The organism is Streptomyces sp. CB02923, from assembly GCF_001905005.1.
Taxonomy (GTDB): Bacteria; Actinomycetota; Actinomycetes; order Streptomycetales; family Streptomycetaceae; genus Streptomyces.
Map to the genome: position 1 here is coordinate 275807 of NZ_LWKZ01000028.1, position 12110 is coordinate 287916.

Below are 12110 nucleotides of genomic sequence, written 5' to 3' on the forward strand. Positions count from 1 at the left end.
AAGAGCAGCGCCGCCCAGCTCGCGGACTCGGTCCACACGAAGTGCTCGGCGACGGACGGCGCCTTGTCGACGCCGTACCCGCCGATCGCGAAGGCCAGCGCGATCAGCAGGCCGCCCGCGGCGACGAACGGCACCATGTAGCTGACGCCGGTCATCAGCCACTTGCGCAGCCGTGTGCCGAAGCCGTCGCCCGCCGCGCCGTCCCGGTCCATGGGCGCGGTGCCGGGCGCCGCGGGGGCGGAGGTGTCGCCGCGGGCGGCCTTCTCCCGTACCTCCGCGATCAGTTCGGCGGGCCGGTTGACGCCTGCCTTCACCCCGACGTCGACCGTCGGCTTCCCGGCGAACCGCGCCTTGTCCCGTACCTCCACGTCGTGCGCGAAGATCACGCCGTCCGCCGCGGCGACGGTCTCCGGGTCCAGCCGCTTGAACCCGGCCGAGCCCTGCGTCTCGACGACCAGCTCGACACCGGCCTCCCGGCCCGCCTTGGCCAGCGCTTCGGCGGCCATGTAGGTGTGGGCGATGCCGGTGGGGCAGGAGGTGACGGCGACGATCCGGAAGGGGGCGGCGGGAGGAGACGTTTCGTCCGGGGCGGAACCGGACTCAGGTGTCGCCTCCGGTACAGCTGTCGCGTCCGGGGCGGGACCGGCCTCAGCCGTCGCCTCCGATACGGGTGCGGACTCGGCCCTCGCGTCCGGTACGGCCGTCGCCCCGGCCGCGGACACAGCCGTCGCCTCCGGTACGGCACCCGGCTCGTCCCCCCGGATGAGCGCCGCCGCAGCCGCCGGATCGTCCGCCGCCCGGAGCGCCCCCGTGAACTCCTCGTCCATCAGGTGCCGGGCCAGCGTCGACAGGATCGACAGATGATCCGCGTCGCCGCCCGCCGGGGCCGCGATCAGGAAGACCAGGTCGGCCGGGCCGTCGGCCGCGCCGAAGTCGATCCCGGCGGCGCTGCGCCCGAAGGCGAGCGTCGGCTCGGTGACGTGCTCGCTGCGGCAGTGCGGTATGCCGATCCCGCCGTCCAGGCCGGTCGGCATCTGGGCCTCGCGCGCGGCCACGTCCGCGAGGAAGCCCTCCAGATCGGTGACCCGGCCGTGCCCGGCCATCCGCTCGGCCAGCGACCGCGCGGCCGCTTCCTTGCTCCCGGCGGACAGGTCGAGATCGACCAGTTCCGCGGTGATCAGCTCACTCATCGCGGGCTCCTTCGCTCGCTTCACGTCCTGGACCGGCACTCTTCCGTTCGGCCCCGGCACTCCCTGGGCGGGCCGGGCCGCGGTGCGCACGCGCGCTCACGACACCGGCTCCCGCAACGCCGTCTCCTGCGGCACCGACTCCGCCACCACCACCGCCGAAGGACGCAGATCCTCCGGCGCGGGCATCGCGCTGCCCGGCAGTTGCACCGCCGCCGCTCCGTACGCCACGGCCGCGGCCAGCGCCCGTACGCCCGTACCGCCCGCCGCCAGGAACCCGGCCAGCGACGCGTCGCCCGCGCCGACGTTGCTGCGTACGGCCGCGACCGGCGCGGAGGCGAAGTACGCCCCGTCGCCGTCCACGAGCAGCTGCCCGTCCGCGCCGAGGGAGGCGAGCACCGCGCCCGCGCCGAGGGCCCGGAGTTCCCGCGCGGCGCCGACCGCGTCGCCGACGGTGCGCAGGGGGCGGCCCACCGCCTGGGCCAGTTCCTCAGCGTTCGGCTTGACGACGTCCGGCCGGGCCCGCAGGGCGGCGGTCAGCGACGGCCCCGAGGTGTCCAGCGCGATCCGGGCTCCGGCCCGGTGCACCTGGGCAACGAGTTCCGCGTACCAGGAGGGCGCCAGTCCGCGCGGCAGGCTGCCGCAGCAGGCGATCCAGTCCGCGCCGGCCGACCGGGTCCGTACGGTGTCCAGCAGGGCCCGCGACTCGTCCGCGGTCAGTTCGGGACCCGCCGCGTTGATCTTCGTGAGGGTGCCGTCCGGTTCGACGGCGGAGATGTTCGAACGGGTCTGCCCGGCGACCGGTACGCCCGCCACCTCGATGCCCTCCGCCCCGAGCAGCCCGCCCAGCGCCGCGCCCGCCGGTCCGCCCAGCGGCAGGACGGCGAGGGTGCGGTGCCCGGCCGCCGCGACGGCCCGGGAGACGTTGACGCCCTTGCCGCCCGGGTCGATCCGGTCCGCGGTGGCGCGCAGCACGGCGCCGCGCTCCAGCGACGGGATCTCGTACGTACGGTCCAGGCTGGGGTTGGGGGTGACGGTGAGGATCATGCGCGCACTACTTCCGTGCCCGCGCGCTCGATGGCGAGGGCGTCGTCGGGGCTGAGCCCGGTGTCGGTGACGAGCAGGTCCACGTCGTCGAGTCCGCCGAAGCGGGCGAAGTGCACCTGCCCGAACTTGCTGCTGTCCGCGACGAGCACGACCCGCCGCGCGGCGGCGACCGCCGCGCGTTTGACGGCCGCCTCGGCGAGGTCGGGGGTGGTCAGGCCGCCCTCCAGGGAGAAACCGTTGGCCGCCAGGAACACCACGTCCGCGTTGATCTCGCGGTAGGCGCGCAGCGCCCAGTCGTCGACCGCGGCCCGCGTACGGTGCCGGATGCGGCCGCCGACGAGGTGGAGGGTCAGGCCCGGGTGGTCGGCCAGCCGGGCGGCGACCGGGAGCGCGTGCGTGACGACGGTCAGCTCGGCCTCCAGCGGCAGCTCGGCGGCGATCCGGGCGGCGGTGGTGCCCGCGTCGAGGATCACGCTGCCGGGCGCGGAGCCGCCGGGCAGCTCGGCGAGCGCGGCCCGCGCGATGCGCTGCTTCTCGTCGGCGGCGACGGTGTCCCGTTCGGCGAGGTCCGGTTCGAAGTCCAGGCGTCCGGCGGGGATGGCGCCGCCGTGCACCCGGCGGACCATTCCGGCCCGGTCCAGGGCCTTGAGGTCTCTGCGTACGGTCTCGGCGGTGACCTGGAACTCCTCGGCGAGCGAGAGGACGTCGACCCGTCCGCTCTCCCGTGCCAGTCGCAGGATTTCCTGCTGCCGCTCCGCTGCGTACATGGTGTTCTGTGCCTGCCTTGTGCCCGACCGTGTGGTTTCACGCCCAAGGTACGACCAGACGGACGTTAAGTAAACACATTCGGACTCAGTGCAGACACAAACGGGCGTGGGTGGGCAGAAAAGAGCCCCGGCACCGAGGGGGGGTCGGCACCGGGGCTCGTCCATGGGGGCCGCGCCTTTGGGGGAAGGGGTCGCGCCACCACCGAGGGCGCGGGCGCAGGCGCGGGCGCTCTTACGCCGCCGCGTCGAAGCCCGTGTCGCGCGCCATCCGCTTCAGCTCCAGCAGCGCGTGCTTCTCTATCTGCCGGATCCGCTCACGCGTCAGGCCGTGCTGCTTGCCGACCTCGGTGAGGGTCCGCTCGCGGCCGTCCTCGATGCCGTACCGCGCCTTGATGATCGAGGCCGTACGGTGGTCGAGCCGGTCGATCAGGTCTTCCAGCTCCTCGCTGCGCAGCAGCGTCAGGACGGACTGCTCGGGCGAGGCCGCGGAGGTGTCCTCCAGCAGGTCGCCGAACTGGGTGTCGCCCTCGTCGTCGACGGACATGTTCAGACTGACCGGGTCGCGGGCCCAGTCCAGGACGTCCGTGACGCGCTCGGGGGTGGAGCCCAGCTCCTGGGCGACCTCTGCGGGCTCCGGGTCGCGCCCGTTCTCCCGGTTGAACTCGCGCTGGACGCGGCGGATGCGGCCCAGCTCCTCCACGAGGTGGACGGGGAGCCGGATCGTGCGCGACTGGTCCGCGATGGAGCGGGTGATGGCCTGGCGGATCCACCACGTCGCGTACGTGGAGAACTTGAAGCCCTTCGCGTAGTCGAACTTCTCGACCGCGCGGACCAGGCCCGCGTTGCCCTCCTGGATGAGGTCGAGCAGGGGCAGGCCGGCGCGCGGGTAGCGGCGGGCGACCGCTACGACCAGGCGCAGGTTGGAGCGGATGAAGACGTCCTTGGCCTTCTCCGCCTCTTCGGCCAGCGCTTCGAGCTCTTCGCGGGTACCGCCGGCGGCGTTGCCGTCATCGACGATTCCGTCGAGGATCTGCCGGGCGTAGACGCCCGCTTCGATGGTCTGGGACAGCTCGACCTCCCTGGCGGCGTCGAGCAGGGGCGTGCGCGCGATCTCGTCGAGGTACATGCCGACCAGGTCGCGGTCGGCGATCTCCCCGCCTACGGCGCGAACGCTGCTGGCCCCGTCGGCACCGCTGCTGGTGGCCTGACGTCGGGCGACGGCACGGGTTGCCATGCGTGTGCTCCCTTTGCGATGAGTCGGTCGCGGGATGGTGGCGGTGGGACACCGGGTGTGTGGCCCCGAGTACCCCTTCCGAAGGAAACAACGGCTGGAATCCGGACAGAATTCCCCTGCCGAGCACCTATTTTTGTGATCATGCAGTACCCTGCGTGCCCACCGAGGAGGCCGGATGTCACCGGAGTACAGGGAAGTGCAGGTCAGGGCGGCCACCGAAGCCGACCTCGGCAGCCTCACAGACCTCTACAATCACTATGTACGTGAGACCCCCGTCACCTTCGACACGGAGCCCTTCACCCCCGAGCAGCGCCGCTCGTGGTTGCTCTCCCACCCGGAAGACGGCCCGCACCGCCTTCTGGTTGCCCAGGAGCGGACATACGGGACCGAAGGCCGGCCGGCGCCGGGACCTCCGGCCGGTGGCGGCGGGTCGCAGGGCCCTCCGGCCGGGGGCGTTCCGGCGGGAGGGCGGCTCTTGGGTTATGTGACCAGTAGTCCTTTCCGGATCAAGCCGGCCTATGCCACCTCGGTGGAGATCAGCGTCTACTGCGCGCGGGAGGCGGTCGGCCGCGGCGTCGGCACGCTGCTCCTCAAGGCCCTCTTCGAGGCGCTGGCGGACGAGGACGTGCACCGCGCCTACGCGGGCATCGCCCTGCCCAACGAGGCGTCGGTCCGGCTGCACACCCGCTTCGGCTTCCGGCACGTCGGTACGTACGGCGAGGTCGGCCGCAAGTTCGGCCGTTACTGGGACGTCGCCTGGTACGAGAAGCACCTGGGCTGAGCGCGGCGCCGGGCCCGGACCGGCCGCTCCGGTTGACGGCCGCGGGGCCCGGGTGTGGCCTGGAGTGGGGGCGAGTGAGAGGAGTCCGTCATGGAGACACCCGTCCACCGGCACGGCGCGACCGCCGACGCGCGGTCGCAGCCCACATCGCAGGCGACGTCCCGCGGCTCGCAGGCGACGTCCCGCGGCTCGCACGCCAAGACGCGCGGCGAGTCGCGCGGCACGTCCACCACAGCCCTGGCCGTGCCCGTCGCCGCCGCGGTCCTCTACGGGCTGTGGACCACCTTCGTCGACCGCACCAGCGGCTCCTCGCTGGGCCACGCCTGGCTGCTGGGCCTGATCGCGGCCGTCGTCAGCGGGGTGCTCGGCCTGGCGCTGGTACGTATCCAGTCGACCCTGGTCACCGAGGTGCGGGCGCTGTCGTACGGGGTGCTGTTCGGTACCGCGATCGGCTACCTGTACAGCCTCTCCGGGCCGCCCGGACCGTCCCTCCTGGAGTCGGTGCGGATGGGGCTGGTCATGGGCGCGGTGATGTTCGCCGTCTCCCTGTACGTCTTCCGCACCCACCGCACCCGCGAGCCCCACGGCGAACACCGCCCCCGCCGCACGCACCGCCCGCACCCGTCCCACTGAAGCGGCCACCCCTGCCCTGATGGCGCCCTGGCCTGATGGCGCCCTGGCCTCCATCGCGCTTGATCTCCAGCGCACTTGACCTCCATCGCGCTTGAGGTCCTAGCGTCGCCACCATGGCTCTCACACCCACCGAACGCGCCTACCTGACCACCCAGCGGCTGGCCCGCCTCTCGACGATCGGCCCCGACGGCGGCCCGCAGTCCCGCCCCGTCGGGTTCGTCCTGAACGACGACGACACCATCGACATCGGCGGACCCGGCCTGAGCGCGAGCCAGAAGTACCGCAACGCCGCGGCCCGCCCGCGGGTCTCGCTGCTCATCGACGACATGGCCCCGGACGACGACCCGATCGCCCCCGGCTGGGGCCGTGGCGTGGAGATCCGCGGCCGGGCCGAGGTGCTCACCCTGGACGCGCCCCCGATGGCGCCCGAATTCTTCAGCAACGAGGTCATCCGCATCCACCCGCTGCGCGTCAACAGCTGGCATCTGGAGGCGGAGGGCGGTCCTGCCCGCTCCCGTCCGGTGTCCTGACTCCGGCGGGGCCAGCTCTCCCGCTGCCTCCCTCCCGCTCCGCCCCTCGGTCACGCGTCCCTGACCTGCACGGACACGGCGGCGGCTGTCCCGGACACGTCCCGGACAGCCGTCCCGCTGACGCCGCCACCGCCGGCCCGCCACCATCGGTGCCGACGGCGCTCAGCCGTCATCCGTGATCCCGAAGGGGGAACCCCGTGCGTGTCATCAAGTCCCTGGGCGTGACGGCCATCGCGGCGACCGCCGCGCTGGCCCTGGCCACCGCCCCGGCCCACGCCGCCACGTACAAGCTCCGGACGCCCGGCAACGGAGCGGGCGTGGAGTACATCAGCGAGAAGAACACCTTCCGCGTCTGGGACAACACGTCGAACGACAGGATCCGGGCCCAGGTCTCCTTCTCGCGGGTGAACGGCGGGTACGCGGGCACCAAGTCCCACGAGTGGAAGCTCGGCTCGAACGGCCAGGCCAGGGACTTCAAGATGCCGAACAATTTCATGGGCGGCTCCGGCAAGGAGTTCACGTTCCAGATCTGCACCTACAAGGGCGGCAACTGGCAGAAGTGCTCCTCCGTGAAGCGCGCCTATTCGTGATGCCGCGCCGCCCTACGCGGGCGCGACGGTGGCTGCGGGCGCGACGGTGACCGTGGGCGCGACGGTGACCGTGGGCGGCTCGGCGCCGTTCCCCCTGCGGATGGTGCGCAGGGGGACGCCGGGCCGCCAGGTCTCCAGCACGATGTGCGGGTCCTCGACGTACGTACGGACCACCTCGGTCAGCTCCGTCCGGAACAGGTGGAACGGCTCCGGCGGCTTCGTCTCGCCCGTGTACCGGGCGAGCACCGCCGGGTCGGTGACCTCCACGGCCCGCCCGGCGACCCGTACGTCGCCGCCCGCCATGTCCGTGTCCGGCCCCGGATTGGCGTGCAGCGCGAACCGCGGATCGCGCCGCAGGTCCAGCGCTTTACGGGAGTTGGCCATCATGCCCAGCCACAGTTCGCCGAAGCGGAAGTCCGCCTCGATGCCGGTGAGGCGCGGCGCGCCGTCCGCGCGGAGCGTCCCGAGGACGTGGTGCCGGTACGCCGCGAAGCGCGCCTCCACCAGGCGCGCCAGCTCCGGCTGGGCCGCCAGGAATCCCGCCCAGCCCGCCCAGCCCGTACCGCCGGTGCCGCCGGTGCCGCCGGTGCCGCCGGTGCCGCCGGTGCCGCCGGTATGGACGCCGTTGCTCGTGTCTGTCCCGTCGTTCGTCATGCGCCCACCCTCCTCCCGATACCCGACACCTCCTGTCGGGTATGGCGCACACGGGCGCGGCCTCCTGCGGCCTTACGACCATCGCCGTACAGGGGTGTAGGGCCCGCGTCCGTTACGGGCGTACGCGGTGCCGACCTAGCCTCGGCGCATGGACACCACGAGCGGCACCCTCGACGAAGCTCTGGAGCGCCTGCACACTTCGGGCCCCGAATTCCAGGGGCTCCTCGCCAACCATGGACCGATGGCGGTGGAAGCTCTGGTCAGGCACGGGCAGGCGGGTTCCGTGCACCGCTGGCTCGACCACTACGAGACGAAGCTGGAGGACGTGCCGCGCGCGCTGGAGGCGGTCACCGGCGCCAACTGGCGGGAGGCGCTGGGCGAGCCGCGCCGGGTCACCGACTGGACCGCGTACTTCACCCGGCTGGTCGCCGAACGCCCGTGGCGGGAGGTGCTCGCCGAGTGGTGGCCGCGTCTGCTGCCCGGTATCGCCGGTGCCGCGACGCACCCCGTCATCCGGGTCGGCCACGCCGTACGCACGCTCCTGGAGGGCGGCGAGGAGGCGCCGCGCGTCGCGGAGTTGGCGCACGCGCTCGGCTACTGGGCCGCCCGCCACACCACGCTGCCCGTATCGGTGAACCCCACCGGCACCGCCTCTCCCGGCGAAGCCCTGGCCGCCCTTCCGCACGTCCCGGACCAGCAGGTTCTGCCGCTCGACGGGCTGGCCCAGCTGCCCGGCACTCCGGGCTGGCTGGCCACCGCCGAGTCGCTGCGCGTGCCGTACGACGATCCGGACGCCGCCCGCGCCCAGCTCACCGCGCTGGTCCGGGCCGCGGTGCACCACTATCTCGATCACGGGCACGGCAACGGCGTCCTGATGGTGCACACCGCCACGGCCCCGAACGCCGTGCTGCGCGCCCTGCCCGCGCTCCCCCGTGAGCTGTGGGCGGCGTCACTCGGCGCGGCCTGGGCGGCGAGTGCCGCGATCACCTCGGTCTACGCGGCCGGCGAGGCCCTGCCGCCGCTGGAGGACGCCGGTCCGCTCACTCCCGAGGAGGTTTTCGAGCGTTCCGCGGCGCACGGTGACGAGCACGTCATCAAGATGACCGACACGGCGGTGGACGTCGCGGCCTGGGACGCGGGCGCCGACGCGGACGGTGACGGCCGGGCCCTGGCCGCTGCCGTGCGCGCCCAGCGACTGATTCCCGCCGTTTCCTGAACGGATTGCCTCTAGTTGCATCCGTTCCAGAGCGTTCCTGAAAAAACCTGGGCCCATGGCACAACGCCCCACCTGCATATTTCCTCCCCGTCACCTCTAGTTAAAACTTCAAGAAATGGCGGAGCGGTGAGACAGTGGATGGTATGAGCACCCAACCCGCAGGTGAGCCGCGCTGGCTCAGCGACGAAGAGCAGTACGCCTGGCAGTCGTACCTGCATGCCACCACGCTCCTGGAGGACCATCTCGACCGCCAGCTCCAGCGTGACGCAGGCATGCCGCACGTCTATTACGGGCTCCTCGTCCAGCTCTCCCAGGCCCCCCGGCGCCGGTTGCGGATGACCGAGCTGGCCCAGAACGCCAAGATCACCCGTTCCCGGCTCTCGCACGCCGTGGCCCGCCTGGAGAAAAGCGGCTGGGTCCGGCGCGAGGACTGCCCTTCCGACAAGCGCGGCCAGAACGCCGTCCTCACCGATGAGGGCCTGCGCGTTCTGGAGAAGGCCGCACCCGGCCATGTCGCCGCCGTGCGGGCGGCGATATTCGACCGGCTCAGCCCCGAGCAGGTCGGCCAGCTGGCCGACATCTGCCGCACGGTGGCGGACGGCCTGCAGCCACAAGGCGCCGACCTGCCCTGGCTCCGCTGAGGAGCCAGGGCAGACCGGCGCCGTAGGGCCCGGGTCCCGCGCCGGGCCCCGGGCATGCGTACGGGCCTGCGGCCGTCCCCCGGCCGCAGGCCCGCATCCGCACGCACGCGCTCACGCTCACGCACATGCGCGGTGCTACGTGCCCGACGTCAGTGCGCCATGACGGACGTCGGTGCACGATGCCCGATGTCAGCGCGCCATGACCGACGTCAGCGCGCCATGACGGGCATCAGCGCCCGATGCCCGACGTCAGTGCGCCATGACCGGAATCGGCACGTCCGCCTCCGCGTCGGCGCCCTCGGCGGTGTCCGCGCCGTCGCCGGAGCGGGCGACCGGTCCGCTGCCGCCCTGGGCCCCGGTGGTCACCATCGTGAACGCGATGACCGCGGAGAGGGCCAGGATGCCGACCGCCCACCAGATCGCCGCGGTGTAGCCGTGCACCATCGACTCCAGCTTGAGCAGGTCCACCGAGGCCGCGCCCTTCGCGTGGGAGGTGGCGTACGCGGTGGTGGCGCTGGCCGCGATGGTGTTCAGCAGGGCCGTGCCGATGGCGCCGCCCACCTGCTGCGAGGTGTTGACCATCGCCGAGGCGACACCCGCGTCACGCGGCTGCACGCCGTGCGTGGCCAGCGACATGGCGGGCATGAAGGCCGTACCCATGCCGAGCCCGAGCAGCAGGAAGGCGGGCAGGATCAGGGCCGGGTAGGACGTGTCCAGGTCGATCCCGGTCAGCAGGAACATGCCGACGGCGGCGAGCAGGAAGCCCGGGGCCATGAGCAGCCGCGGCCGTACGCGGGTCATCAGCCGGGCACCGATCTGCGTCGAGCCGGTGATCATGCCGACGATCATCGGCAGGAAGGCCAGACCGGTCGTGACCGGGGTGTAGCCCTTCACTATCTGCATGTAGTACGTCAGGAACAGGAACAGACCGAACATGCCGATGACCGCCAGGCCCAGCGACGTGTAGACGCCCGCCCGGTTGCGGTCGGTGAGCACCCGCAGCGGCAGCAGCGGGGACTTGACCTTCGACTCGACCAGCACGAACGCGGCGAGCAGCACCGCGGCCGCCACGAACAGGCCGATGGTCATTCCGGCGCCCCATCCGTCGGACTCGGCGCGCGTGAAGCCGTACACCAGGGAGACCAGGCCGAGGGTGGCCAGGATGACGCCGGGCACGTCCAGGCGGGACGGGTTGCGGCTGCCCGCGGGCTCGCGGATCACCAGCAGCGCACCGGCCGCCGCGATGACGGCGAACGGGATGTTGACGAAGAAGGTCCAGCGCCAGTTCATGTACTCGGTGAGCACACCGCCGAGGATCAGGCCCACGGCACCGCCACCACCGGCGATGGCGCCGAAGATGCCGAACGCCTTGGCCCGCTCCCGCGCCTCGGTGAACGTCACCGCGAGCAGGGACAGCGCGGCCGGCGCCAGCAGCGCGCCGAAGACGCCCTGGAGGGCACGCGCGCCGAGCAGTACGCCCTCGTTGGCGGCGGCACCGCCGAGAGCCGAGGCCAGCGCGAAGCCCACCAGGCCGATCACGAAGGTCCGCTTGCGGCCGAACAGGTCGGCGATCCGCCCGCCGAACAGCAGCAGGCCGCCGAAGGCGAGGGCGTACGCCGTGATGACCCACTGCCGGTTCGCGTCGGAGATGCCGAGATCGGCCTGCGCGGAGGGCAGGGCGATGTTCACGATCGTCGCGTCGAGCACGACCATGAGCTGCGCCAGGGCGATGAATATGAGCGCTTTCCAGCGCCGGGGATCGACGTACGTGGTCGATTCAGACATGGGTGGTTCCGCCTAGTGGTGCGTGAGCGAAGAGAAACGGGACGTGGGCGGTGCGAGGACGCGGTGCCGCTCTGTGGAAAAAAGGTGTCGGTGTGGTGTTGAGCCGGTGTTCAGTACGTGTTGATCAGGTGTTGACCGGTTGCGTGTACGGCGGCGGGTGCGGCGGGTGCGGCGGCGTGTACGGTCCGCGCGGCGCCGTCCGGCAGCACGACGGAACCGGCGGCGCGGCCCGGGGGCCGGTCGCAGGTCGCGGTACGCGGTGCGCAGTGCGCGTTACGCAGTACTCGGTACGCGTTACGCAGTACGCGGTGCGCCGCGAATTCCGTCGTGCGGTTCCGTCGTGCGGTAGCCCCTTGGTACGGGAGCCCCGCCGTACGGCCGTCAGGTGTGCCGGAGGTCCTCCAGCGTGGCCGCGGCGCCCGGCAGTTCCGAGTGCGCGGGCGTCCGCAGGCCGTCCAGGAACAGCACCAGGTGCCGGTACACGAACCGGTCGAAGTCGGTACAGCCGCTTCCGGGCAGCGGCCGTGTCAGTTGGGTGAGGGCGACCATCAGGTCACCGACGGCGATGTCGGTACGCAGCTGGCCGCTGTCGCGCGCGGCGCCCATCAGGGCCTCGACGGCCCCTTCCAGGCGCTCACGCGCTGCGAGCAGGTCAGGGTGGTTGGTGTCGACGCCGTCCGAGAGCAGCGGGCACAGGGCACCGATCCGCTCCTCGACCGCGGCGAAGACGAAGCGCCTCAGCGCTCGGAAAGCATCGGACTCCTCGGCGAGAGCGCACTCCGCCTTGTCCGCTGTGCGGTCCATGACGGAGAGCGTTACGTGGTGGATCAGCTCCAGGCGATCCGGGAAGTGACGGTAGAGCGTCGCATTGCCGACCCCGGCCCGTCGAGCGATTTCATCGAGCGGGATCTCCGCCCCGAACTCGACCATCGCCTCACGGGCCGCCCCGATGATCCGCTCCCGGTTACGCAGAGCGTCCGCGCGCAGTCGGGGCTGCGGGGTCGCCGCGCGTGCGCCGTGGGCGCGGGTGCGGGTGGCGGTCATG

13 protein-coding genes are annotated in these 12110 nt (G+C 72.3%); 6 read left to right on the forward strand and 7 right to left on the reverse strand.

What is annotated here, in order from left to right; translation table 11 throughout:
* The 4 genes from A6A06_RS43405 to A6A06_RS39300 all read right to left on the reverse strand — a co-directional run.
* On the reverse strand, positions 1-1190 hold a 1190-nt coding region (locus tag A6A06_RS43405; RefSeq protein WP_242441172.1), incomplete at its 3' end, for a fructose PTS transporter subunit IIA.
* A gap of 96 nt (positions 1191-1286) precedes the next feature.
* A complete protein-coding gene (pfkB, locus tag A6A06_RS39290; protein WP_073768820.1) occupies positions 1287-2234 on the reverse strand; it encodes a 1-phosphofructokinase in 948 nt (315 codons plus the stop codon).
* Positions 2231-3001, reverse strand: coding sequence for a DeoR/GlpR family DNA-binding transcription regulator (locus tag A6A06_RS39295; protein ID WP_073768821.1), 771 nt, complete (start codon positions 2999-3001; stop codon positions 2231-2233). The genes pfkB and A6A06_RS39295 overlap by 4 nt, the downstream gene beginning before the upstream one ends.
* Before the next feature lie 232 nt (positions 3002-3233).
* Positions 3234-4235 carry a sigma-70 family RNA polymerase sigma factor gene (locus A6A06_RS39300; protein ID WP_073768822.1) on the reverse strand — a complete coding sequence of 334 codons (1002 nt, stop codon included), beginning with the start codon at positions 4233-4235 and terminating at the stop codon, positions 3234-3236.
* A 175-nt stretch (positions 4236-4410) separates the two neighbouring features.
* On the opposite strand from A6A06_RS39300, the gene A6A06_RS39305 reads away from it, so the two are divergent.
* The 4 genes from A6A06_RS39305 (at position 4411) to A6A06_RS39320 (ending at position 6769) form a co-directional block, all read left to right on the forward strand.
* A complete protein-coding gene (locus A6A06_RS39305; protein ID WP_073768823.1) occupies positions 4411-5016 on the forward strand; it encodes a GNAT family N-acetyltransferase in 606 nt (201 codons plus the stop codon).
* A gap of 90 nt (positions 5017-5106) precedes the next feature.
* On the forward strand, positions 5107-5649 hold the full coding sequence (locus tag A6A06_RS39310) for a hypothetical protein (RefSeq protein ID WP_073768824.1): 543 nt from the start codon (positions 5107-5109) through the stop codon (positions 5647-5649).
* 113 nt (positions 5650-5762) lie between these two features.
* Positions 5763-6179, forward strand: a complete 417-nt coding sequence (locus A6A06_RS39315) for a PPOX class F420-dependent oxidoreductase (RefSeq protein WP_073768825.1) — start codon at positions 5763-5765, stop codon at positions 6177-6179.
* Positions 6180-6376: 197 nt separating this feature from the next.
* Positions 6377-6769: a hypothetical protein gene (locus A6A06_RS39320; protein WP_073768826.1), complete on the forward strand. Its 393-nt coding sequence runs from the start codon at positions 6377-6379 to the stop codon at positions 6767-6769.
* 12 nt (positions 6770-6781) lie between these two features.
* On the opposite strand, the gene A6A06_RS39325 is transcribed toward A6A06_RS39320, so the two are convergent.
* On the reverse strand, positions 6782-7273 hold the full coding sequence (locus tag A6A06_RS39325) for a pyridoxamine 5'-phosphate oxidase family protein (protein WP_338015987.1): 492 nt from the start codon (positions 7271-7273) through the stop codon (positions 6782-6784).
* A 298-nt stretch (positions 7274-7571) separates the two neighbouring features.
* Between A6A06_RS39325 and A6A06_RS39335 the strand changes: the two genes are divergently transcribed.
* Positions 7572-8639, forward strand: coding sequence for a questin oxidase family protein (locus tag A6A06_RS39335; protein WP_073768828.1), 1068 nt, complete (start codon positions 7572-7574; stop codon positions 8637-8639).
* Positions 8640-8782: 143 nt separating this feature from the next.
* The gene (locus tag A6A06_RS39340; RefSeq protein WP_073768829.1) at positions 8783-9280 is read left to right on the forward strand and encodes a MarR family winged helix-turn-helix transcriptional regulator; all 498 of its coding nucleotides are present in this window, start codon (positions 8783-8785) and stop codon (positions 9278-9280) included.
* A 249-nt stretch (positions 9281-9529) separates the two neighbouring features.
* On the opposite strand, the gene A6A06_RS39345 is transcribed toward A6A06_RS39340, so the two are convergent.
* Both A6A06_RS39345 and A6A06_RS39350 read right to left on the reverse strand, forming a co-directional pair.
* Positions 9530-11065, reverse strand: coding sequence for an MFS transporter (locus A6A06_RS39345; protein WP_073768830.1), 1536 nt, complete (start codon positions 11063-11065; stop codon positions 9530-9532).
* 381 nt (positions 11066-11446) lie between these two features.
* Positions 11447-12109, reverse strand: coding sequence for a TetR/AcrR family transcriptional regulator (locus A6A06_RS39350; RefSeq protein WP_073768831.1), 663 nt, complete (start codon positions 12107-12109; stop codon positions 11447-11449).
* Between the last annotated feature and the right edge of the window lies 1 nt (position 12110).